This window comes from Poseidonibacter ostreae, from assembly GCF_009208075.1.
GTDB lineage: Bacteria > Campylobacterota > Campylobacteria > Campylobacterales > Arcobacteraceae > Poseidonibacter > Poseidonibacter ostreae.
The window spans coordinates 19,198-45,051 of sequence record NZ_WFKJ01000023.1 but is presented as its reverse complement, the minus strand read 5'-3'; the positions used below and the strand labels follow the sequence as shown (position 1 = coordinate 45,051).

General features: G+C 27.8%; 20 protein-coding genes. 12 read left to right on the top strand and 8 right to left on the bottom strand.

The window, feature by feature from the left end:
* From GBG18_RS08705 to GBG18_RS08655, 11 genes are all read left to right on the top strand, one after another.
* On the top strand, positions 1-447 hold a 447-nt coding region (locus GBG18_RS08705), incomplete at its 5' end, for an EscU/YscU/HrcU family type III secretion system export apparatus switch protein (RefSeq protein ID WP_193311104.1).
* A 3-nt stretch (positions 448-450) separates the two neighbouring features.
* Entirely contained in the window at positions 451-2,445 is a 1,995-nt protein-coding gene (locus GBG18_RS08700; RefSeq protein ID WP_152190263.1) for a hypothetical protein, read from the top strand.
* Complete coding sequence (gene fliI, locus GBG18_RS08695; protein ID WP_152190261.1) at positions 2,445-3,749, top strand: flagellar protein export ATPase FliI; 1,305 nt, start codon at positions 2,445-2,447, stop codon at positions 3,747-3,749. The genes GBG18_RS08700 and fliI overlap by 1 nt, the downstream gene beginning before the upstream one ends.
* Positions 3,746-4,951, top strand: coding sequence for a flagellar hook-associated protein FlgL (flgL, locus tag GBG18_RS08690; protein ID WP_152190259.1), 1,206 nt, complete (start codon positions 3,746-3,748; stop codon positions 4,949-4,951). Before fliI ends, flgL begins: the two co-directional genes overlap by 4 nt.
* Before the next feature lie 17 nt (positions 4,952-4,968).
* Positions 4,969-7,080 carry a flagellar biosynthesis protein FlhA gene (gene flhA, locus GBG18_RS08685; RefSeq protein ID WP_152190258.1) on the top strand — a complete coding sequence of 704 codons (2,112 nt, stop codon included), beginning with the start codon at positions 4,969-4,971 and terminating at the stop codon, positions 7,078-7,080.
* 2 nt (positions 7,081-7,082) lie between these two features.
* Positions 7,083-8,543, top strand: coding sequence for a BatD family protein (locus GBG18_RS08680; protein WP_152190256.1), 1,461 nt, complete (start codon positions 7,083-7,085; stop codon positions 8,541-8,543).
* 11 nt (positions 8,544-8,554) lie between these two features.
* Positions 8,555-9,262 (top strand): efflux RND transporter periplasmic adaptor subunit, encoded by a 708-nt coding sequence (locus GBG18_RS08675; protein WP_152190254.1) that lies wholly within the window; start codon positions 8,555-8,557, stop codon positions 9,260-9,262.
* Positions 9,249-10,955, top strand: coding sequence for a molybdopterin-dependent oxidoreductase (locus GBG18_RS08670; RefSeq protein ID WP_152190252.1), 1,707 nt, complete (start codon positions 9,249-9,251; stop codon positions 10,953-10,955). The genes GBG18_RS08675 and GBG18_RS08670 overlap by 14 nt, the downstream gene beginning before the upstream one ends.
* Positions 10,942-12,123 (top strand): MFS transporter, encoded by a 1,182-nt coding sequence (locus GBG18_RS08665; RefSeq protein ID WP_152190250.1) that lies wholly within the window; start codon positions 10,942-10,944, stop codon positions 12,121-12,123. Before GBG18_RS08670 ends, GBG18_RS08665 begins: the two co-directional genes overlap by 14 nt.
* On the top strand, positions 12,114-12,338 hold the full coding sequence (locus tag GBG18_RS08660; protein ID WP_152190248.1) for a hypothetical protein: 225 nt from the start codon (positions 12,114-12,116) through the stop codon (positions 12,336-12,338). Before GBG18_RS08665 ends, GBG18_RS08660 begins: the two co-directional genes overlap by 10 nt.
* 28 nt (positions 12,339-12,366) lie before the next feature.
* Entirely contained in the window at positions 12,367-12,930 is a 564-nt protein-coding gene (locus GBG18_RS08655) for a flavin reductase family protein (protein WP_152190246.1), read from the top strand.
* A gap of 47 nt (positions 12,931-12,977) precedes the next feature.
* Here GBG18_RS08655 and mscL read toward each other — a convergent pair whose 3' ends face one another.
* Positions 12,978-13,415 carry a large conductance mechanosensitive channel protein MscL gene (gene mscL, locus GBG18_RS08650; RefSeq protein ID WP_152190244.1) on the bottom strand — a complete coding sequence of 146 codons (438 nt, stop codon included), beginning with the start codon at positions 13,413-13,415 and terminating at the stop codon, positions 12,978-12,980.
* Positions 13,416-13,585: 170 nt separating this feature from the next.
* On the opposite strand from mscL, the gene GBG18_RS15830 reads away from it, so the two are divergent.
* Entirely contained in the window at positions 13,586-16,525 is a 2,940-nt protein-coding gene (locus GBG18_RS15830) for a methyl-accepting chemotaxis protein (protein WP_152190243.1), read from the top strand.
* Positions 16,526-16,555: 30 nt separating this feature from the next.
* On the opposite strand, the gene GBG18_RS08640 is transcribed toward GBG18_RS15830, so the two are convergent.
* From GBG18_RS08640 to GBG18_RS08610, 7 genes are all read right to left on the bottom strand, one after another.
* A complete protein-coding gene (locus GBG18_RS08640; protein ID WP_152190241.1) occupies positions 16,556-17,389 on the bottom strand; it encodes a DUF5718 family protein in 834 nt (277 codons plus the stop codon).
* Positions 17,390-17,547: 158 nt separating this feature from the next.
* Positions 17,548-19,041: a fumarate hydratase gene (locus GBG18_RS08635; RefSeq protein ID WP_152190239.1), complete on the bottom strand. Its 1,494-nt coding sequence runs from the start codon at positions 19,039-19,041 to the stop codon at positions 17,548-17,550.
* A gap of 116 nt (positions 19,042-19,157) precedes the next feature.
* Positions 19,158-19,787, bottom strand: coding sequence for a nucleoside/nucleotide kinase family protein (locus GBG18_RS08630; protein WP_152190238.1), 630 nt, complete (start codon positions 19,785-19,787; stop codon positions 19,158-19,160).
* A gap of 57 nt (positions 19,788-19,844) precedes the next feature.
* Positions 19,845-20,828, bottom strand: coding sequence for an HpcH/HpaI aldolase/citrate lyase family protein (locus GBG18_RS08625; RefSeq protein ID WP_152190236.1), 984 nt, complete (start codon positions 20,826-20,828; stop codon positions 19,845-19,847).
* Between the two features lie 41 nt (positions 20,829-20,869).
* Complete coding sequence (locus GBG18_RS08620) at positions 20,870-21,928, bottom strand: MaoC family dehydratase (RefSeq protein ID WP_152190234.1); 1,059 nt, start codon at positions 21,926-21,928, stop codon at positions 20,870-20,872.
* 10 nt (positions 21,929-21,938) lie between these two features.
* On the bottom strand, positions 21,939-24,458 hold the full coding sequence (locus GBG18_RS08615) for an aldolase/citrate lyase family protein (protein ID WP_152190233.1): 2,520 nt from the start codon (positions 24,456-24,458) through the stop codon (positions 21,939-21,941).
* A gap of 15 nt (positions 24,459-24,473) precedes the next feature.
* Positions 24,474-25,604 (bottom strand): HpcH/HpaI aldolase/citrate lyase family protein, encoded by a 1,131-nt coding sequence (locus tag GBG18_RS08610; protein WP_152190231.1) that lies wholly within the window; start codon positions 25,602-25,604, stop codon positions 24,474-24,476.
* Positions 25,605-25,854 lie beyond the last annotated feature (250 nt).

The window sequence follows — 25,854 nt, the reverse complement described above, 5'->3', positions numbered from 1 at the left end:
ATGGATTTTTATTTTACTCGACATTATTATATGAAATCTCTACGAATGAGTAAACAAGATATTAAAGATGAATTTAAAAATATGGATGGAGATCCACAAGTAAAAGGTCGAATTAGAAGAATTCAGATGGAAATGTCAAGAAAAAGAATGATGGCAAATGTTCCTGATGCTGATGTTGTTATTACAAACCCGACACATTACGCAATAGCTTTAAAATATGACAAAGAAGTTGATTCTGCACCTAAAATGATTGCAAAAGGAATTGATTTTATTGCAGTAAAGATAAAAAATGTAGCAAAAGAGAATGATATTCCAATTATTGAAAATCCTGCATTAGCAAGAGCTTTGCATGACCAAATTGAATTAGAACAGCAAATTCCAAGTGAATTTTATAAAGCATTAGCAGAGATATTTTCTTATGTATATGAATTAAAAAAGAAAAGGTAAAGTTTGAAAATTATAATACTTTTATTTATTTTATTAAATCTTGTTTATGCAAAAAAAGATTTTTATTATAGTTTTATAAACTCTAGTGGAGCGCAGATTTCAGAAAAGAGAAAACAGACTATTCGAGATGGATTTGATATAATAGAAAATGCAAAACTTCTTGCACGTGATGGTAAAATTGATGAAGCTTATAGTTTAATCAAAGATTACAAAGAAAAAAATAAAATTAATGTATTGGATTCAGATTTAACTATTTTATACTCTGAATTATCTTTAAAAAAGAAATCAAAAAGGTATTCATTAGAAGCTGCTACTTTACTAGAAAATGCTATTAATTCGTCTTCAATTAATCAATTTGATTTAGCAAAAGCATATATGTTATTGGTTGAATTAAAATTAAAAGTTAATAAAACTAAAGATGCAAAGTATTTTGCACAAATTATTATAAATAATTTTGATGATGAACTTACTAAAACATATGGAAAAATTCAACTTGCAAAAGTTTATAAATATCAAAGATCTTATCCTAAAGCTATTAAAATTTTATATTCAATTTTAGCAAAAACAAATGACCAACTTGTCGCAACAGTAGTAGCTAATGAACTTTTTGATGTATATATAGCAAATGATAATTTTGAAAAAGCAAATAAGTTGATATCAAATGTTTTAAAAAATAATATAGAATATTATGCAAATGATTCTTATTTAGCAAATGAAAAAGTAACTAAATTAATTAAATCAAATATGCCTGAACATGCAGCTGAAATATTAAAAGAGTTATTAAATAAAACTACAAAAGAAGAATCAATTGAAGATTTTAAATACAAATTAGCAAATACATATATGCTTATGTATGATAGAACTAACTTTTACTTAGAAAAAGCAAAAGAGTTATATAAAGATATTATTAATGATTATGCACAAGGTTCGTATGCTACAAAATCTAAAATGTTTATTGATGAAATTTTAATGAGACAAGGAAGAATTAAACCAGCTGTTATTGCAGCTAAATACCAATCTTCTGAAGCAATGCAGCAAAAAGCTTTATTACAAGAGTTAATAAATGATAAGCAAGATAAGAAATACAAACTTATTTTGAAATCTAAAAAAATCTATAAAAAGATATCAAATCAAATAGCAAAGAGATTTGGATATGATACAATCGATTCAATATTTGATGAAGTTAATATTGAGATGATAAAAGAGTTTTTAAGTTCTGAAAAATGTTTTGAATTAAATAAAGCATTAAAAAGTTCAAGAAGTGAAACTTTAGAAAAGTTGATTGAAGATGAAACGATAAAGTTTCAATTTTTTGAATGTTTAATTGAAGTGCCTTATGAGAAAGCATATTTACAAGTGAAAAATATTTTTAATACAAGTAGGGATCCTAACATATATTTATACTTAGAGCGAATGGCATACTCTTTAAATCTAATTGAGGACTCTTTAGATTATTCAGCAAAAGTAGAAATGGTAGATAATAGAGATGTTTTAATTAAAGAGTTTTTATATAGGTATCAAATACTTAAATCAAAAGGTGATAGTTTATCTTTAGACAAGTTCTTTTCTTATACTAATAAAAATTTAGATTTTATTGAATTAAATAAAAATAATCCAGTAATTGTAGACTTTTTTTACGATTATTATTTGTATTTGCTTAAAAAAGATGACATGAAAAGAGCAAATGAGATTTTAAATAGATTGTATTTGAAGCAAAAAGAATTAAAAGCAAATATTTATTCTCCTTTTGTTGAAATGGAATTATCTAAATTATCAAAAGATGGAAATAATTTACAAGAATCTATAGATTATTTATTAGAAGCAAAAGAGAATACTAGAAGATTAAAGCCAAATGATGAAGCTAAAATTTATTATGATATTTTAAAACTTTATGATACAACAGGAAATAATATAAAAAAAGATGAATACTTACTAAAATGTAAAGAAGTAAAAGATACAAAAGATAGTTTATATAAAAAAATGTGCGATGAGATGTAATGGATATTGAAAACTTTATCAATAATATCGACTCTACAAATCTCTCAATTGCATTTGGAAGAATTAAAAATATTTCAACAACTACAATAACAGCAACTGGTTTAGAAGTTGCTGTTGGTGATATAGTTAAAATAGAATCTGTTCAACATTCATCAACTGTTTTAGGTATGGTTGCATCAATTTCAAATGAGACTTTTACTATTGTTCCTTTCTCTTTTATTGAAGGGTTCAGAATTTATGATAAGGTTTATTTACAAAAAGAAGGCTTGTCTGTAAAGTGTGGATATGGTCTTTTAGGACGGGTTGTAAATGCATTAGGTGAACCAATTGATGATGCCGGAAAGATTCGAGATTTAGAAGAGAGTTCAGCAATTAATAAACTTTCAATGCCTCCTTTAGAACGTGGAATAATTGAAGAGAGATTTTCTACTGGTGTTAAATCAATTGACTCAATGTTAACATCTGGAAAAGGTCAAAAAGTAGGAATATTTGCAGGTTCTGGTGTTGGGAAATCAACACTTATGGGAATGATTGTAAAAGGTTGTGAAGCTCAGATTAAAGTTGTTGCTTTAATTGGGGAAAGAGGAAGAGAAATTCCTGAATTCATTCATTATAATCTAGATAATAATTTAGAGAATACTGTAATAATTGCAGCAACTTCTGATGAATCAGCATTGATGAGAAAATATGGTGCTTTTACCGCTATGGCTGTTGCTGAATTTTTTAGGGATAAAGGTCATGATGTTTTACTTATGATGGATTCAGTTACAAGATTCGCAATGGCTCAAAGAGAGATTGGCTTAAGTACAGGAGAACCTCCTGTTAGCCGTGGTTATCCACCTTCTGTATTTTCATTACTTCCTCAATTAATGGAAAGAGCTGGAAATAATAAAAAAGGTTCAATTACAGCATTTTTTACTGTATTAGTTGATGGTGATGATATGAATGACCCAATAGCAGATCAAAGTAGATCTATTTTAGACGGGCATATTGTTTTAACAAGAGAATTAACAGAACAAGGTTTTTATCCTCCAATTAACTTACTTAAATCTGCTTCAAGGGTAATGGATAAAGTAGTTGATAAACAGCATTATAATGACTTTTTAAAGTTAAAAAGAGTATTATCTTTAATAAAAGAGAATGAAGTTTTAGTTCGTGTTGGTGCATATAAACAAGGTATGGATCCAGAACTAGACAATGCAATGGCGAAAAAAGAACTAATACGAGAGTTTTTAGTTCAAGGAACTGATAAAAAATACAATTTCAATGAAATTGTATCAATGTTTAGAAAGGTTTTACAATGATTAATCAAACAGAACAAACATTATTTAGATTATCTAATTTAAACGCAGAACAAACAAGAATATCGTATCAAATGGCTACAGGAAAAAAGATTGATAATGGAAGTGAAGATGCTTCAACTTATTCAAGAGAAATATTTGTTGATGATAGAATAAGAACTTATGAAGGTCTAAAAACTCAAATTGAGAGAACTACTGCACAAAATAATGTTTCAGATTCTACAGTTGGAGAGATGAAGAAATTATTTGAATTAGCTAAAACAGAATTAATAAAAGCAAGTACAGATACAACAAGTGATGAGGGTAGAAAATCAATTGCACTTAATATTGCAGGTATTAAAGAAAATCTTTTAGATTTAGCTAATACACAGGTTGAAGGAGAATATCTATTTTCAGGTTCAGATTCTTCAATAAAACCATTTACTGAAGATAGCTCGGGAAAAATATCATATCAAGGTGATAATATTTCAAGAAAAATTGCTGTAGATGATGGTTCTTATAGAGAACGTGGTATTAATGGTTATGATGTGATGACTTATCCTTCAAGTACTGCATATGTAGGAGAAACTTTTAATTTCAAAGAAAGTGATACTATAATTGATGAAGATGGCTCAATCTGGGAATTTGTTCCTGGTTCTGAGGCAATTCCTGAAATTCCTGCTAGTGGTGGGAATCCTGCTGTGCCTGCTGTGCCAGAAGTTTTAGATAGTATTCAGAAATTTGACGAGTCTGGAAATACAATCGATACAAAATTTATTTCATCTAATGATGAATTAACTCCTCCAACTTATCAAATTGATGATATTGGAACAGATGATGGAACTAAGTTTGAAGCAAGATCTAGTATTTTTGATTTACTAGATACTTTAACTAATACATTAAATAAAGTTGATAGTACAGGGAATAGTTTAACAGATGAAGAAGCTAGTGCTTTATTAGCAGAAAATCAAGGAAACTTTTCTGAAGCTTATGATGCTTTAAATGTATCGCATTCTGAATTGGGAGCTAAAAATAAAATGTTTGAACTTTCACTAGAAAGAGTAAGTGCAAAATTAACGCAGTATAATATTTTATCTCAAGAAATTGGTGCAGTAGATTTAGCAGAAGTTGCTATTGAATCTAAAAATTTAGAGTTAACTTATACTGCATTATATTCAACAATTCAAAAAACAAATGAATTATCATTAGTAAATTTTTTAAAATAGTTAAATAAAAATAGTATATGAACATAAGAAAGATATTTAGTAAAGATTTATTTGTTGTTGCATTATTTGTAGCAATATTAACAATTATTATTGTTCCTTTATCTAAAGGGGTTTTAGATTTTTTTCTAATAATCTCTTTATCTTTATCATTACTTATATTACTTATCTCTTTATATATACAAAAGCCTGCGGATCTTACTACTTTTCCTACTATTATATTAATCTTAGCACTTTTTAGGCTTTCTTTAAATATTGCAACTACCAGGTCTATTTTAAGTGAAGGTCATAATGGTCCTGATGCTGTAAGTTCCATAATTTCAGCCTTTGGAGATTTTGTTGTTGGCGGAAATATGGTTATTGGTGTAATCATATTTATTATTCTTGTACTTATTAACTTTATGGTTGTAACAAAAGGTGCTACAAGAGTTGCAGAGGTAACTGCTAGATTTACATTAGATTCAATGCCTGGTAAGCAAATGGCAATTGATGCTGATTTAAATGCTGGGTTTATAGATGATAAACAAGCTCAAATAAGAAGAAAAGAATTAATTTCTGAAGCAAACTTTTATGGAGCTATGGATGGGTCATCTAAGTTTGTAAAAGGTGATGCTGTTGCTGGTATCATTATTACTTTAGTAAACTTAGTTGGTGGTTTACTAATTGGATTATTTCAACATGATATGACAGTAGCTCAAAGTGGTGAGATATATACAATTTTAACAATTGGTGATGGATTAGTAGCTCAAATTCCTGCACTTATTTTATCAACTGCAACAGCTATTATTATTACTCGTTCGAATATGGATGAAGAAAAATTTGCAAATCAATCTATTAATCAATTAATTAAAGATAGTAAATCTCTTATCTTAGTTGGTATTGGGATGGTTTTATTTTCATTAATTCCAGGCTTCCCAACTGGTATATTAGTAGTAATGGGATTACTATTAGTATTTATTGGTTATACAATTGGAATGATTAATGATGAAAAAGACAATACAATTACTAGGTTTTTCAAACCAGAATCTGCCAAACCAAAAGTTGATGAAAATGTTGATACATTAAAAGATAGAAAAAAACAAGCAGCTGTTCCTAATGAAGAACAGTCACTAGAAACTATTATGAAGCTTGAAGTATTAGAGTTAAAACTAGGTATTAGACTTTTACAATTAGTTCAAGGTAATTCTGAATTACTTGATAAAATTAAAGCAATTAGAAAGACAATTGCAACGGAATTAGGTTTTGTAATTCCACAAATCAGAATTTCAGATGATGCAACATTAGCACCTAATGAATATAGATTATTTTTAAAACGAATACCATTAGTTAGTGGAAAAGTTGAGATTGAAAAACTACTTGCTATGGGTGGATTAGGAAATGAGAAACTTCAAGGACTAAAAGTAAAAGAGCCTGTGTTTAATTTAGAAGCTACATGGATAAAACCTGAATTAAAAGAAGAAGCATTAATGAAAGGCTTTACTGTTGTTGACGCTCCTACAATTATCTCAACACATATTTCTGAAATAATTAAAAAGCATGCAGAAGATATTATTACAAGACAAGATATTGTAGATATTATTGATAGACTTAAAAAAGATTTTCCTATTGTAATTGAAGAGGCTATGAAGGTTACTTCTTATGGAGCTTTATTAAAAGTATCAAAAGACTTATTACATGAAAAAATACCTATTGTTGATATGCTTACAATAATTGAAGCAATTGCTGATATTGCTGAATTTACAAAAGCACCTGATATTTTACTTGAGCATGTTAGGTCTAAATTATTTAGGTTAATTACTGAAAAGTTCAAAGATAACGATGGTGTTTTACATATTATTACAATAAAGCCTGAATTAGAACAACAGTTTATTGGGAAGTTACAAGAACAACATGGTGTTTCTCAATTAATGTTATCAATTGCAGAGATTAATAACCTAGTTACAAAAACAAAAGAGTTATTAGATGAAATTGAAGTAAAAGGTTTCTCAAAAGTTACTATGGTTGTAGATCCTGTTTTAAGAAAACGAGTATCAGAAATTTATGAAAAGTTTGGTTTACAAGTTGCTGTATTATCTCATGCTGAACTTGATTCAAAAGCAAACTTTGCAATTGAGGGAACTTTAAACTTTTAGCCATGTTTTTAATTAAATACTTTATTCTATCAAGCATTTTTTTAGTTTCATTATTTTCAAATGTGCAGCTTAGTATTCCAAAAGATGTTGTACGAGGTGAAGCATTATTCTTTACAATTGAAATCACAGGAAAAGATGTATCTTTTCCTGATTTTAAAAATACTTCTTTATCTTCTATTCAAGAAGTATCTAGTTCAACTTCAACAAATATTATAAATAATCAAATTACAAAAAAAGTAAAAAAAATTTATTCTATGTACCCTACAAAAGATTTTATATTTCCTGCTTTAAAATTTATTGTTGATAAAAAAGAGTATTTTTCAAAACAGAGAAGTATAAGCTTAAAAAATGCAGAAAAAACGATTTCATCAGATTTTGATTTATCATTAAAAGCGGATGTCAAAGAGTTATATGTAAATGAAAACTTTATTTTAACTTTGATTTTTAAATATAAAAAAAATGCAAATATAGTAGATTTATCTTTTGAAAAACCTAACTTTGAAAATTTTTGGTATAAGCAATTGGATAGTTCAAAACAGTACGAAGAGGGTGAGTTTGTTATCCAAGAATTAAAATTTTTATTATTCCCATTAAAAAGTGGTATTATTAAAATAAACCCTTTAAAAATCAATGCTCAGATAATAGAAGCAAATAACTCTTTTTCTTTCTTTTCAAATGCAACATCAAGTGTAAAAATTTATTCAAATGACTTAGAATTTAATGTAAAAGAGTTACCTTCGAATATAAACTTAATTGGTAAGTTTGATATAAAAGCTAAAAGTGATAAAAGGCAAATCAATCAAGGTGAGGCAATATCTTTTAAACTAGAAATTAGAGGATATGGAAATATTGACGATATAGGTGATATAAAACTTGATTTAAAAAATGCTACAGTTTATGAAAATAAACCTATCGTAAAAGCTGAATACAAAGAGAATAAGTATCAAGGTATATATACAAAAGTATTTTCTATTATTCCAAATAAATCTATGACAATTCCTAAAATAAATTTAGAATACTTTGATAAAGAATTAGGTGAGGTAGTTTTAAAACAAAGCGATGCAATAGATATTAAACTTTTAAATACAAGTATTGTAAAAAAGCCTGAATTAATACAAAAGCTTAATATCGAAATTAAAGAAAAAGAAGTAGTAAAAGTAATAGAAAAAGTTTCTACTAAAGATAGAATAATATTTTTCTTCTTAGGTCTTTTTGTCGGATTATTAATATTGGGTTTATATTTATATGCTATAAAATACAAGAATAAAAATAAACTTGATGAAACATCTTTATTAAAGAAAATCAAAAAGTCAAAAAATAAAGATGAATTATTAAAACTTTTAGTAGTTTACATAAAAATTGATTCTTCTTTGGATGAATTAATTTTTAAAATAGAAAAAAATGATGATATTAAATTACTAAAAAAAGATATTATTATAAAAATAAAAGAATTGAAATTATAAGGATAAATTAGATGAAAATAGTTATATTTTGTTTTATATTAATTAACAGCTTATTTGCAGCAGAATATTATGCAAAATTAGAGCCAGTAGAAAGTTATAAAGTTAAAGCAGCAGTTGCTGGAAAAGTTGTTTTTTCAAATAGCAAAATGGAAGGGTTAAAAGCAAATAACTCAACAATAATTCAATTAGATTCAAAAGTTAACCAAATGGAGTTACAACAATCAAGAAGTAAATTAAAATTTATTAATGAAATGATTAAAATTGAAACTAATAATTATAATAGGTTAAAAAAAGTTTCTTCAAAATCAGCTTTTGAAAAAGATACACAAAAACTAAAAATAATCAATTTACAATCTTCAAAAGCTGATATGATTATTAAAATTGAGAATCTAAAAGATACTATTAAAAATAAAAAATTAATTGAAAAATCAAATTATATCTCTATGATTTCTGTAAAAGAGGGGGATTATGTAAATCCTGGTACTTTACTTTATGAATCAAAAGATTTATCAAAAGCTAAATTAGAGATATTTGTACCTATACAAGAAGTTACAGGCTTAAAAGAAAAAGCTGTTTATCTTGATGGTAAAAAAAGTGATGTAAAAATTAATAAAATTTACAATATTGCAGATACTCAACATATCTCTTCATATAAAGTACAACTTTTAGTACCAAATGTGAAAGTATTTTCTAGATTGGTGAAAATTGAATTCAAATAAAAAAGTAGCATGTCCTATGGACTGTTACGATGCTTGTCAAGCTGAAGTTGTTGATAATAACATTAAAGGTTCAAAAGATAATATAGTAACTAGTGGGAAACTATGTGTAAACTTCGCACAGTTATTAAAAGAAGATAATCTAAAAAATCCGATTTTTGATAATAAAGAAATTTCTCTAGATGAGTCTTTAGAAATATTGAGTGAAAAATTAAAAGAAGCAGATTCTTCAAATACTTTGTTTTATACAGGTAGTGGAAACTTAGGAGTTTTACAAAACTCAACAAAAAACTTTTTTACTCAATATGGTTCTGTATTAACTAAAGGAAGTTTATGTGATGGTGGGGGTGGACTTGGAATTGAACAGGGAAGAACTGCTGTAGTTAACCCTCCTATTGAAAAGCTTATTGACTCAGATATTATTATTGTTTGGGGTAGAAACTTTTCTGTAACTTCTTCACATATGTATAATCTTGTAAAAGATAAAACATTTATTACAATAGATCCTATAAAAACTGATATTGCTAAAAAATCTAAAATACATATGCAGATTAATCCTAAAACTGATTATGAATTGGCATTATTACTTACAAGATTTACACACATGCAAGATATGGAAGATGAAGAGTTTTTAGAAGAGTATACTGAGGGTTCTGAGTGGTTTTTTGATATTACTAGAAATCGTCCAGTTGTTTCTTATGAAGCAACTACAGGAATACCTTTATCTCAAGTAAATGAGCTTTTAGAATTAGTTGAGAATAAAAAAGTATCAATTGTTGTAGGCCTTGGAGTACAAAAGTATTTTGAGGGAGCTCAAATTTTGAGATGTATTGATTCCTTTGCTGCATATCTTGGCGTTCATAAAAAAGATTCAGGTGGTGTTTGGTACTTAAGTGACTCTGGCTATGGATATGAAAACCAAGTGAAAATTGCAGGGAAAAATAAAAAAGTCTCAGTGGCTGAAGTTGATTTTTCTTCTTATGATTTAGTATTTATTCAAGGTGGAAATCCTGTAGTTTCAGCTCCAAATACTAAAAGTGTAATTGAGGGTTTAAAAAATAGCTTTGTGGTTTGTTTTACAACAACATATAATGACACTTGTGAATATGCAGATTTAGTTATTCCTTCTTCTTCTTTTCTCTCTAAAAGAGATGTAAGACTATCTTATGGACATGAATATAAAGCATTTTCTGAAATAGTTGAGCCAGCACTTGAAAATACAATAAGTGAATATAAACTAGCTACATATTTAATAGAAAAGTTTGGATTTAAAAGTTTAAAATCAGAAAATGAAATAATAGATTATTATAAAAATACAAATGTAGTTCACGAAGAGTTTGAAACATTTGAGTTTATTGAAGAGTTAGATATTGAACCTTTATATAAAAATAAAACTTCTTCAAATTTTTATCTGATTACAGGAAAGAGTAAAAACTCTTTAAATTCTCAATTTACAATTGATAATCATGTATATTTACATCCATCAAGTGGCTTTAAAAATGAAGATAATGTAAAAATTACTTCACCTTATGGAGAGGCTGTTTTTACTGTAATGATAAGCGAAGATATAAAAGAGCAGTGTGCATTTTTTTATACTGGAAATAAAAAAACAAACTATTTAACACCAAATAAAGCTGATGAAGAATCTTTTTCTGCAATGTTCCAAGAGGTTTTATTAGAAATTGAATTATCGTAAGTTATTTACTGAACATAAAATAATTCGTGATTTATCACTAGTTCAATTTATCGCATATTTTGGAGCATGGTTTTCAAATGTTGCGATTTATACAATGCTTGTAGATTTTGGTTCTTCTGAATTAGCAATAGCAACAGTTACAGCTATGCACTTTTTACCTGCTGTTTTAATAGCTCCTTTTTCAGGAGCTATTATAGATAGATTTAAAATCAAACCTTTAATGCTTTCTTTATTAGTTGTAGAATTTATAATGACTTTACTTTTTTTAACAATTGAAAACCAAAGTCAAGTATGGCTTTTAATGATATTTATATTTATTAGAATGAGTGCTGCTTCTATATTTTTCTCAACGGAAATGTCACTTTTAGCAAAACTTTTAAAAGGTGAGGCCTTACAAAAAGCTAATGAAATACACTCTATTATTTGGTCATTTTGTTATGCTGCAGGAATGGCTGTAAGTGCACTAATAGTAAATTATATAGGAATAAAAGCTGCATTTATAGTGGATTCTTTATTCTTTCTTTTAGCATTTATAGCCTTTTATAGAATTGATTTTGTTGTAAGACCAAGTATTGTTAAGGATAAAATATTTACTTTAATTAAAGATGGCTTTTTATATATAAAAGAGAATAAAATAATCATGCATTTGATAATTCTACATGCTAGTGTTGGATTAACTTCTTTCGATACTTTGATTACGCTTTTAGCTAAAAGTGAATATAAGTATGTAATCTCAGTACCACTTGCAATTGGAATATCAAATGCTACAAGAGCAATAGCTTTAATGATAGGACCATTTTTTATCTCAAAATATGTTAATAAGAATAACTTACATTATTTATTAGTTCTTCAAGGAATTATGATAATGATATGGGGATTAACTCAATTTAATTTTTATATTTCACTTATTTCTTTATTTTTTGTAGGACTTTTTACAACTGTACTTTGGTCTTTTACATATGCCTTACTTCAAGATAAATGTGAAGAGAAATATTTAGGTCGAGTTATATCTTATAATGATATGTTTTTTATGATTTCTTGTATTGTAACTACCTTATTTATAGGATTAATGGCAAGTTTAACTTCCCTTGCTATAATTACTATTCTATTAGGCGTAGGATTCATTATTTTTGCCTATTATTATACTAGGATATTAAAATGGATATAAACGAAAAAATATTATTACTTGCAATATTAAAGAAAAAAGATGATGAAACATTAATGGATGTTGTTTCAACTTTAGAAAATACTCAACTTTTTACATTAAAAGAGGGTAAAAAACTACTTAAAAAATTAAAAAGTGAAGAGTTTCTTACTGATGGAATTTTGACATTAAAAGGTGAACTTATTGCAAAAGAAGTAGAGCAAGAATTTAAAATATAGCACTTTAAAATAAATACAAGGGAAATAAATGATTTTAGACTACAAAGATATTAATGATTTAAACAGATACAAAATAATGTCAGATACTGTTATTCCAAGACCTATTGCTTGGATTGTTACTGAAGATGAGGGTGTTTTAAATGCAGCTCCTTTTTCATATTTCATTCCAATTTCTACAAATCCTGCTTTGATTATTGTGGCAATTGGTGAAAAAGAAGAGGGTGTTCCAAAAGATACTTTAGCAAATATTCTAAAAAATAAGAAAGCTACTATTTGTTTTGTAAATAAAGATAATGCTGAGCAAGTAAAAAAGTGTGCAATACCTTTAGGAAAAGAAATCAGCGAAATTGAAAAGTTTGAAATTGATGTAAATGAAATCATGGAAGAATATCCACCAATGATTAGTTCATCTCAAAGTGCATTATTATGTGAATACTATAGTACTGTAGATATTCCAGGTGTTACAACTCCAATTATTTTAGAAATTAAACATCAATATTTAGAAGATGGAAGATTAGATGAAAAGTCACATGTAAATGTTGAAAATATTGGAAGATGTGGAGCTACATTTAAAGCTTTAGTAGATTTATAATATTAAAAAAAGAAAAATTAAAAGGCACAAAGCCTTTTAATTAATTTTTATACTTCTGTGTTCCCACAGTGAGCACATTTTTTAGCAGCAATTGGAATTTCCATTGCACAATCACCACAAACTTTTGTAGTTGGCTCTGCTGGAACTTCTTCTTCCTTCTTTTGCATTTTATTGTAAGATTTAATAAACATAAACATTACAAACCCTAAAATCACAAATGAAATTGTATCGTTCATAAATAAACCAAGTTTAATAGCTGGAGCTCCAGCTTCAGTTAATTTAGCCATTGTTTCATATGTTTTACCATCAAGTGCAATAAATAGTTGAGAGAAATCAACATTACCTAATAATAGACCAACTGGTGGCATAATCACATTTGCAACAAGTGATTTAATTAATGTAGCAAAAGCTGCTCCAAAAATAAATCCTACTGCCATATCTACCATATTCCCTTTAATAAGGAATTCTTTAAACTCTTTTAACATATATGTCCTTTAATAATTTTTGAGATTATATTTAAAAATTCTTATTATAATATTAAATAAATAAATAATGTATAAATAACTCGTAAGTTACAGTCAGGTTACAAGAAAATAATTCTTATTTTAATTTAAAACTTTTTCATTAATATTGTAAAAAAGATTCTGGAGTAGATGTGAATAATATAAAATTAAGAAATAAAATCCTTTTAATACTAGTTCTTCCAATTTTAAGTATTATATTTTTGTCACTTTCAATATTTGTTGATAAATATTATGAACAAGAAAAAATGAATAAAACTAATGATTTTATTCAATTGTCATTTCAAGCAAGTAATCTTATTTCAAGCTTACAAGAAGAACGATATTTTGCACTTAAATATATTAGCAGTTATGGCAATAAATATATTAATGAGCTAAATTCCCAAAATAATAAAACTAATATTAGTATAGAAAAATTTGAAAATTTTTTACTCAATTTCAATTCAGATTTATTAAGTGAACGATTGAATAAAAGTATTAATATGCACAAAAAGAATATGAAAGAATTAGCTGATTTTAGAATTAAAATACATAAACAATCTACAAGTAAAGATGAAATTACAAGATTTTATTCAAATGAAGTTGAACTATTAAATTCTTTTTTAGAAAATCTTATTTTAGTTTCAAATGATGGAATTATTTCAAACTATGCGGAAGTATATATCTTTTTATCCAAAATAATAGAAAGTTCATTTCATGAAAAATTACTATTAGAAGAGATTTTAGAAAAAGGGAAAATCTCAAATTCGGAATCTTTGTTATTAAGTTCTTTTGTAATTGAACAAAAAACTTATCAAAAAATTTTAAAGAATAATAGTATGAATAATTTCTTACAACTTAAAAAATGTACTACTTGTAATGGCGTAAAAGAAATAAGAAAATTGATATTCCAAAAAGATGAAAAAAACTCTTTATTATCAACAATAAAAGAGCTTTCTGGATATGGAGGCTTAATACATGACTTTAAGAATTATCTACTAAAGAATGATCAAAAATATTTAAAAAGATTTGAACAACAACATACAAATCTTTTAAGAGTACTTAAAAAATATAAAAGAATTAAAGGAATTACAAAAGAAGAAAAAAAACTTTTAAAGAAAATACAAAGAGTTTTTGATAGTTACTTATTTGAAATTAGCGAAATAGAAGAATATAGAAAAACTAAAAGTGTACTTGAAATTGATTCACTCATTAAAATTGATGACAATATTGCAATAAATGCAATTTCTAAATTAGAAAATGAAATCTATGGAGTTAGTTTAATTAATTGGACAAATCTATCATCTAAACGAATTACTATTTTAAAAAAAGAAAAGAAGAATGTTCATTTAAAACTATTAGATATTATTGATAATAATATTAGTAAAATCCAAAGTGTTTATTTACAATATATTATTATAATTATTACAATTTTTATTTTTGTATTCGCTTCTGCGTTGTTTATGACAAAGAGGATTTCAAATATTATGGATATCTTCCAGAAAAACTTAAATGAGTTCTTTGCTTATGCTTTAAGAGAAAAAGAGAGTATTAAACTTAAAGAAGTAAAAGGTAAAGATGAATTTGCTGTTATGAATTTAAATATGAAAAAAAGAGTTGATGAAATAGAACAAATAATAGAACAAGATAAAAAAGTTGTAAATGAAATTTCAGATGTAATGGAAAAAGTATCAAATGGCTTTTTTTCGTATTCTATTCATAAGATAGGTGCTACTAATGAAGTTGAATCATTACGAGTAATTATAAATAAAATGTTAAATAGAACTAAACTAAAAATTGATAATATAAATTTAGTTTTATCTAATTATACAAGAAGTAAGTATACTTTTTCGCTTGATGATAAGCAGTTAAAAGGTATGTATGGGGATATTGGTACTTTATATACATCCACAACATTATTAGGACAATCCTCTTCTGAATTAATTGCAATGATTACAAATGCAGGTAGTTTGTTAAATAAAAGTACTCAAACTTTAACTTTTTCTTCAAAGAAGTTATCAAAATCAGCTCAAGAACAAGCTTCATCTTTGGAAGAAACAGCTGCTTCTTTAGAAGAAATTACTTCAAATATTAAAAATAATAATGAAAATATAAATAGAATGTCAATAATTGTCGATGAACTAAATACCGCATCAAAAGATGGTAATAATTTTGCTATTCAAACGGTAACATCTATGGATAATATTAATGATAAAGTATCCCTTATTAATGAAGCTATTTCAGTAATTGATAAAATTGCCTTTCAAACAAATATTCTTTCACTAAATGCAGCTGTTGAAGCAGCAACTGCAGGTGAAGCTGGAAAAGGTTTTGCAGTTGTTGCTGCAGAAGTTAGGAATTTAGCAAATAGAAGTTCAGATGCTGCAAAGGAAATAAAAGATTTAGTTCAAAGTGCAAAAATTGAATCAAATGAAGGTAAATTAATTGTTGATAATATGATTAATGGTTATGGAGTATTAACTAATAAAGTTAACGAAACAAAAGATATCATTGCTAATGTAATAAGTTTTTCAAAAGAACAAGAACTTGGAATTATACAGATTAATAACAGTATTAATTTATTGGATCAAAAAACACAAGAAAATGCATCAACAGCTCTTAATATTGATATCTTATCTAAAGAAGCTTCTCTTTTATCTGATAAGTTATTAGATTTAACTTCTCAATCAGAGATTGAAGATATTTATATAAATATGGTTCAAGATATGGATTTACGAAATGAAGTATCTACTTATAAAAATGATCATATTAATTTTAAAGTAAAATATTTTGATACTTTAGATAGCTTTAAAACTTGTAATGTGACAGATTGTAAATCTTGTAATATGGGAAAATGGATAATTGAATGTGAGAATAAAAAAAGAAACTTTGTAAACACTAATCAATGGCAAGAACTAAAAAATGTTCATGAGTTAGTACATAATAATATTCAGAAATATTTAGATGAAAATGCAGCTGGAACTACTAATGCTATTTTAAGAGAAACAGCATTTGAAATAGAAAAGTCAACAATTAAAGTGTTTAATTCTTTAAATAAAGTATTAGAAGTTAATTCAAAAAATAAAAGTGTATAAAAGGCTAATTAAGCCTTTTATACGAAGTTTTTATTTTACAACTTGATGTAGTTTTGAGCATTTACTTAAGAATGTATCCATTCCACACATGTCATTATACATATCATCAAATGAGTGAAAATGTGCATCATAAACATAAACAAAGATTTCATCACCTTTTTGTAAATAGTTAGTTTTTCCAAACTCTGCATATGCTGTTGCGCCTGCTGCTATTAAAATACCTTTTGCGTCTTTTGCATTTTTTGTAAATTGTGTTAACTCTTCTAATGGTCCACAATCTTCTTGTGAATTTAATTTATTTATCATCCACTCTTTTAATTGATTAAAAAAGTAAGAATATGATTTAACAGATGATGTCATTCCATAATCATGAACAATTCCATCTCTTTTAATAAATGAAGCAATATGATATTTACTTAAAATTCCATCTTCTGTAAAATTATCAATTTCTATTAGTTCTTGAGAAATACCTTTTGTATTATTCCCCCAGTTTTTCTTTGTACTTAGCTTATTTCCATCTTGAATTCTAATTGAACAATCATTGAAAGCTGAAAAATATTTAGGAATAATATCTTTGAATTTTCCATCTTCATATACAAAGTCACAAATTAAAGCAACTTCTGCTTCTACTTGTAAGTTTTCAGCCTCTCTACCGTGAGTTATAATAGTTTCATCACATATAGGGTAAGTTCCTAAAAAACTTTCATGACCTTTTATATAAAAAGGAAACATTCCTTTTGGTGCATTTTTTTCTTCAGTTTTAATTACATCAAATTCATCTGCTTCTCCAGCTTCACCTAAGTGATTTGCAAAGTTTCCTGCAACTGCGAAACCTAAATAATCTTTTAAATCTTCTAATAACATTTATAATTTTCCTGTATTATTATTTATAATGAAATATAACATTAATCATTTTTTCTTAACGTCAAAAATGAAACATAGTTTTTTACTCTAAGGATAGTTTTATAGTAAGTAGTTTTGTAAGGATTAAGTAGTAATTATAAAGGCATAAGCCTTTATAATTAAATTGATCTCCATTTAGCAGGACCAGTAGTATGAATTGAAACACCCTCTGTATCAACTGCAACAGTAACAGGCATATCAACTACATCAAACTCATAAATAGCTTCCATTCCCATTTCTTCAAATGCAAGAACTTTAGCATCTTTAATTGATTGAGAAATTAAATACGCTGCACCTCCTGTTGCAATTAAGTACATAGATTTGTACTCTTTAATTAAATCAATAGTTGGTTGCTTTCTCTCAGCCTTACCAATCATACCCATGATTCCAATTTCCATCATATCTTTAGTAAATTTATCCATTCTAGTTGATGTAGTTGGTCCCGCAGGTCCTACTTTTTCATCTCTAACAGGATCAACTGGTCCAACGTAGTAAATAAATCTATCTTTTAAATCTACACCATTTGGAAGTGGCTTACCAGCATTTTTGTACTCAACAATTTTCTTATGAGCAGCATCACGTGCTGTTAAAATTTTCCCAGTTAATAATAAAGTATCACCTGATTTAAATTGAGATAAGTTCTCTTTTGTTAAATCTTCGATATTTACTTTTTTAATAGAATCTAATGGTAATTCAATATCTGGCCAAATATCTAAATCTGGCTTAGCAAATGTAGCAGCTCCCTCACCACCTTTTAATTTAAAGTGAATATGCCTTGTAGCTGCACAGTTAGGAATCATAGCAACAGGTAAAGATGCAGCATGACATGGGTAATCTAAAATCTTAACATCAACAACAGTAGTTAAACCACCAAGTCCTTGTGCTCCAATACCAATTTTATTAATATCTGTGTAAAGTCTTAATCTTAATTCTTCTAATGCATTTTGAGGACCTCTTGCTTGTAGTTCATGAATATCAACATGACCCATTAAAGATTCTTTTGCAAGAAGCATTGCTTTTTCAGGGTTTCCACCAATACCAATACCTAAAATTCCAGGAGGACACCAACCAGCACCCATTTCTCTTACATTTGCCATAACCCAGTCATAAACTGAATCTGATGGATTTAATACTGCAAATTTAGATTTGTTTTCACTCCCACCACCTTTAGCAGCAACCGTAATATCTATTTCATCAGAATTATCAACAGTTACATGAATAACAGCTGGAGTATTATCTTTAGTATTTGTTCTTGCACCTGCAGGATCAGAAACAACTGAGTATCTTAATGTATTATCTGGATTAGTATAACCTTTAGCAACTCCAGCGTTTAATACATCTACTAATTCTCTTGTAATTTCTAAATCAGCTTTTAAACCAACTCTTACAAAAATATTAACACTTCCTGTATCTTGACATAATGGTCTATGTCCTAAAGCACACATTTTTGAGTTAATTAAAATTTGTCCTAATGCATTTTTTGCAGCTTCAGATTGTTCATTTTCATAAGCTTCCACTATTGATTTTACGAAATCTTCTGGGTGAAAATATGAAATATATTGACATGCGTCAGCAATACTATCTATTATATCTTGTTCTTTTATTACGCTCATTTGTTTCCCTTTTTGCTTAGAAATTTTAATATTATACCAATGCACTCATGAAAGTGCTCTTTCTTTGATAGAATATTTTATGTTTTTAATATCTTATGTTTAGTTTTGTTATATTTTTAGTTTTTTATTACAATATCTGCTTTTAAAGAATTTTCTATTATCTCTTTAGAATTTAATATATCATTGCTTTTTATTTTCTTTAAAGCTTCATCTTTTGTATAACCATAATAAAGCCAACGCTTTAAAAGTCTTTTTTCTATCTCTTTTATATCTACATCAAGCATAATACTTAAATCCCAATACTCTTTTAATTTACACCAAGTAGGTCTATTTAAAAGTAAATAATTACCTTCAATAATTATAAAATCAAGATCATTTTTAATCTCTACAGCTGCTGCAATTGAAATATCTTGTTCTCTATTAAATAAAGGAGCTAGAATGTTTCCTTCTTTTTGTAAGCGTTTAATTAAAGATAAAAAACCATTAATATCAAAAGTTTCATAAGAACCTTTTCTTGAAAGTAAATTCTTAGACTCAAGGATTCTATTATCTAAGTGAAATCCATCCATAGCTATAACTTCACATTTATAATCTTTTTTAGCAAGGTATTTTAAAAGTTCATTTGAAAATGTTGATTTACCAGAACCAGGAGTTCCTACTATTGAGATAAGATGTCTTTTTTTGTTTTTTGGAAGTTTTTGTAGATGCTTAAAAATAAGATTAAAATTGTTTTCATTTTGATACATATAAAACCTTATTTGTAAAATAGAAAAAACAAAAGGCAAAGCCTTTTGTTTAAAAGATTAAGAGAAGAATCTGTCTTGAACTCTATCTTGTAATTTTGTTCCAGAGAAGTTTGCTCTTTGAACTAATTCCCAGAAATATCTGTAAGTTGCTCTATCGTGTAACTCACCATCATACTGGATTGGTCCCCACTCAGCATCTTGTGCAGCAATTAAAATATTTTGCGCAGCTTCTAATTCTGTAAAGTCTGGTTTCATTGCATCAACAATAGCTTGCACTTGTGTTGGATAAATTGACCACATTCTTAAGAATCCGAACTCATTTCTTGCTTTTTCAGCATCTTTATAAGTTTGGTATGGGTTTTTTAAATCAAGTGTAACATTGTGACACGGAATAATATGGTTTTGTAAAGCAGCTTGAACAACTTTTGCTTTAGCAGCACCAATTAATCTGTGATCAAATTGACCTGGAGATCTCATGTTTGAAGCTGGAATTGCTCCTTGGTAACCAGAAACAAAGTCCATTAAACCAAAGTCAAGAACTTGTACCCATGGTAAAGTTGCAGTTTTTTCAACATCCATTAAAGCACCATGTGTTTCAATTAAAACGTGAATTGGAATTTCTCTTGAAATTCCAGCTTTTTTAGCTGCTTCTTGAATATATTCAACTTGAGTTTTAGCATCTTCATAAGAAGTTGATTTAGGAATAGTAATATATGCTAATTTTTCACCAGCACCTGGTACTAAAATATCAATATCTTGTCTCCAATCTGGATGATCAAAATCATGGATTCTTGTTCCTGCCATTGCATATTTATTAGCATCAGAGTTAACAACTCTTACAATCATTTCAGCATGCTCAACTTCTTTACCAGTTTCAGCTCCATCTTCACAATCACAAGTAATATCAAATACAGGTCCTAATTTTTCTTGCATAGAAAAACCTTTTAGGATTAGCTTTTCGCTACCTGCAAAGTGCTCACAAGATGGGATAATTGGTAAGTTGTCTCCAGAACCAAATAGGGCTTCGTTAGGGTGTGTCATAATATTTTCCTTTTATTAAATTTAATTTTTTTATTCTTTGTTTATTTAGCTGTTTTTCTTTTAGGAATAACAACAGTGTAATCTAAATCAAGTACTACATTCTTTAAGTACTTTCCATCTTCACCTTTAGGATTAGATATTTCATCAGATTTTTGATTAGTAACAGCAACTGTTCTTAATCTTAATAATCCAATATCTTCTCTTTTATGGTCAATAGTTTCAATAACTTCAGTATATGCATAAATTGTATCACCTGCATAAGTAGGGTTTGCATGTGCTCCACTATTTATTGCATAGATCCATTGTGCATTTTGAAAACCATTAAATGATAATGCTCTTGCCATTGAAATAACAATACCACCATACATAAGTCTTTGACCCATAGGTGAGCTTTTCATCATATGGTCATTGAAGTGTACTTTTGCATTGTTTTGGTATAACTTAGTTGCAAGTGTATGATCACTATTATCAACTGTAATACCTTCTGGATGATTTAATCTCTCACCAGCTTCATAATCTTCAAAGAAGTATTTTCCACCAGTTGAATCAGTATTTACACACTTGATTTCTGGAAGGTTAATCACATCAGCAATAGGTGTAGTTTTTTCAAAAGTTGGAACTTCATTAATACCTGTAGAAGTTCCTTTATCTTTTTTATGAACCATAACCCATCTTTTGAAGTTTAATACTTCTTCATTATTCTGGTTATATCCAATAGAGTGAACATAAACAACTCCACTTTTACCATTTGAATTTTCTTTTAATCCAATTACAGTAGATGTCATAGATACCGTATCTCCAACATATGTTGGATTAGGGAATGAAATCTCTGCATAACCTAAGTTAGCAATTGCATTTAAAGATACATCTTGAACAGATTTACCAAATGTTAAGTGGAACATTAATGTATCATCAACTGGTCTTTTTTCATATCCCATTTCTTTTGCAACTAAATCAGATGAGTTTAGTGCAAATCTAGAACCAGTGAAAGCGATGTATAAAGATACATCACCTTCACTAATTGTTCTAGGTAGTGGGTGTACTATTTTTTGACCAATTGAAAAATCTTCGAAAAAGTTTCCAACGTTAATTTTAGACAATATAATCTCCTTATTTATTAAATAGGTTTTGACCTAATGATTTATATGTTTCATATAATGTAATCATTTTCTTAGCCCATTTAATTCTTGAACCATCAACTAATCTATCATTATGATAAATTACTTCCTTACCATCTTTTTTAGCAGCTTCATATTTGTTAATCATAACTTCATAATCTTCAACTTCAACTTGTTTAGGAGTAAAGATATCATTAATATATTCAATTTGAATTGGGTGAACTAATGACTTACCATCAAATCCTAAGTTAAATGCATCTTTAGTTGAATCTTCACAAGCAAACTCATCATGGATATCAAAGTGAGGACCATCAATAACTGTTTGACCATACGCTTTTGCAGCAAGTGCAATTTGCGAAAGGTAATTAAACATTGCTTTTGAACCTTTTTTAATATCAATTTGAAGTCTATTTGCAAGTTTATTAGAACCTACAACAATAACTTCAACTTTTGGACTTGCTGAACAAATTTCTTGAATATTTAGAACTGATAATGGTGTTTCAATCATAATCATTAAAGATAATTCAGGATTTACTTCTTCAATTAATTTAACTGCTTCAAGTACTTGAGCTCCAGTTTCAATCTTTGAGAATAATAAACCATCGATTTCAATCTCACCTGCTAGTTCTAAATCTTTTGCAATATCTTCGCTTCCTAAGTTATTAATTCTTAGAATTCTTTCTGAATCACCAAATTTTGAACCACTCTCTTTATAAACATCTCTAATTGTATTTCTAGCAACATCTCTTTGCTCAGAAAGAATAGCTTCTAAATCAAAGATAACAGAATCTGCTAAAACAGTTTTTGCTTTTTCAACATTGTGTCTATTATAAGATGGTACAAATAACATAGATCTTCTAGCTTTGTACTCTTTAATCTCTTCACCAGTCTCTTTTGAATGGTAAATATCATGTAAGTTTTTAACTAATTGTTTTCTTAAAACTTTACCATTTTTAGTTCTTGGATAATCGCTCATTCCAAAAATAGTTTTAGGTGCTTTATATTTAGCTAGATTTGCTTGAGAAAATGCTAATACCTCAGCTTCTTGTTCAGCGCTTAATTCTTCATGTCCAATTACAGCAATTGCAACAATTACCTTATCTTTTCCAATTTCTAAACCAAAAGCAACACAATCTGCAACTAGATCATGAGTTTTTACAACTCTTTCAATTTCGTGTGGAGATACTCTAAATCCGAATGTATTAATAATATCATCTTTTCTACCAATGAACCAGATATAACCATCTTCATCTCTTTTAGCGTAATCACCTGTAAAGAAGTAACCATTATGCTTAGCTTTTCTAGTCTCTTCTTCTAATTGCCAGTACTCTAAGAATAAACCTGGATCATCTTCACCAATAGAAATCATACCTTCTTCACCATCTGCTACTTCTTCTAAAGTATCAGGGTCAAGTAATTTTACAGTATGTCCTGGTTGAACAAAACCTGCACTTCCAGGTCTAATTGGATTATTTTTTGAATGTGAAATATAGTAAGAACACTCACTCATTCCAATTGCTTCAAAAATATCTTGCTTAAATCTATCTCTCCATAATCCAATCATTTCATCAGATAAGTGCTCACCAGCAGACATACAATATCTTAATGATGGACAATCAGCAGCTGTAAATTCAGTTTTTTGAATAATTTGTCTATAAATAGTTGGAACGCCTATAAAGATAGTACATTTATGTTTTTTAATTAATTCAATCCATGTTCCAGCATCATTACCACCTTCGTAAGCAATAACAGTATGACCATTAAATAATGGGTCCATTAATGCAGAACCTAATACATAAGTCCAGTTAAATTTACCAGAGTGCATGATTCTATCATTCTCTTTAAAATCAAACCAATACTCAGTTGCAGGAGTTCTTCCTACTAATGATCTATGTGAATGTAATACACCTTTTGGATAACCAGTAGTCCCTGAAGTATATACTAAATATGCAGGTTCACCTGATTTTGATTTATAATGATTTGGTGTTTTATCTGTTGTTTCTAAAATTTCACTAAATGAGTAAACTTTCATTCCTTTTGGAATATTTAACCCTTCCGTTGAATCAATTCCAGCAACAATAATTGTTTTTAAATTATCAAGGTTTTCTAAATATGGTACTAAGTTATCATACATAGAAGCTGATAATACAATTGCACTTGCTTGTGAATCTTCTGCTAAGTATTTAACTTCAGAACCTGATAATAAAGTTGAAGTAGGTACTGCAATAATTCCAGCTTTAATCGCTCCAAAAAATGAAATAGGGTAAGCAAGTGAGTTTTTTAAACATACTAAAACTCTATCTCTTGCTTCAAATCCTAAACCAGTTAAGAAGTTACAAATTTGATCAGATTTCTCTGCTAATTCTTTATAAGAAATTTCATCAGTACCTAAATTATCATCTTCAATAATCATAGCAGTGCTGTTTTCTTTAGCTGTTCCTACATGTTTAGATGTACAAGCAACACCAATGTTTAAGTATTCTGGTACTTCAATTGTTATATTTGAACTCATTGTTATAACTCCTTATTAAATTTGACCGTAAGGCCAGTTTTCTTTAAATGTATGTATTGGCATTTTATTAAGAACTGATAATGCAAAAATTTCATCTTCTTTTTCTAAACTTCTAAGTGCATAAGCTCTTAAAATATTTTGTAAAGATTTACCAAACATTGGTGGATCTAACATTTCACCTTTATATCTAATAGCACCAGATAATAATGCATCAGCTTTAATAGCTTCTTTTAAGATTTCTACATCTTTTGCGATCTCTTTAGGAGATGGTGTAAATGCAACCTTACATACATTAATATGATTTGGAGTAATAACTTGTTTACCAGTTAATCCCATTGCATATTCTCTTTGTGCATGAGCATAAACATGTCTTGATGCTTCATCACCATGAAGATCTAACCATCTTCTAATATCTTTCTTTTCAACACAGTGATCTGGTAATGAGTGTGGTGTTAATAAAACTTCAACTCCACCAATAACACCTTTACCTTTAACTCTTGCTTCCATAGTAAGAATGTTAAAGAATGTTTCTAACTCATCAATCCAACCTTGTGGTGTGATTTTATAAGCCATTGCTTTAGAGAAATCATGGATACCAAATACAACATGTTTAACAGTTGAATGTTCCATTAATCTATCAGCAATTTGAAGAGACTTTGGATGCTCAATAATTGGTTGAATAGTTAAATTACTTCCAATTGAAACTAACCAAGAAGATAAATCTCTAATCTCAGCAGAACCATAAACTTCTCCAGCTTTTGCTAAAACAATAGAATCCACATATTGGTGAATTTGTTTTAACATTTTTAAATCTTCTTCATACTCATCTGTTCTAAATGGATTTATTCTCACAGCTATTTGGAAATTTCTTTCAGGAAACTTTGGAAGTTCTTGAATTAATAACTCTCTTGACATAGCTTTTTGTCTACAACCATCTTCTAAATCAAATAATACAGTATGTGCTTTTGTTTTATAAGCATGTTTTTGTAATCTTAATTTAGCTTGCTCCATACTTTCGTATGTACCATCAAGTGGATTGAATTTAATTGGTGGGTAATAAATTTGAATACCAGGCCAGTATCCACCAAGAACCGGTGTTAAATCATCGTTTGCTGTTAATTTAGATAAATCTATTGCAGAAGTCATTTTTTATCTACCTTTCTTTTTGTTGATTTTGTGCTTTTTTAATCACTGTTTGTAACTCTATAAGTATATAGAATAAAACTGATGTGAAAGTTATACATTATTTAAAATGAATTGTTTTTATGTAAAAAAAAATAGTGTTTTAACTTAAGTTTAAATTCAAAAAACTCTAGTAAATACCTTTAATTGGGGAAAGTAAACTTAAATGAGAGGGTAAATATAGTTAAAATGATATGAAAAGCCATGTAAAATT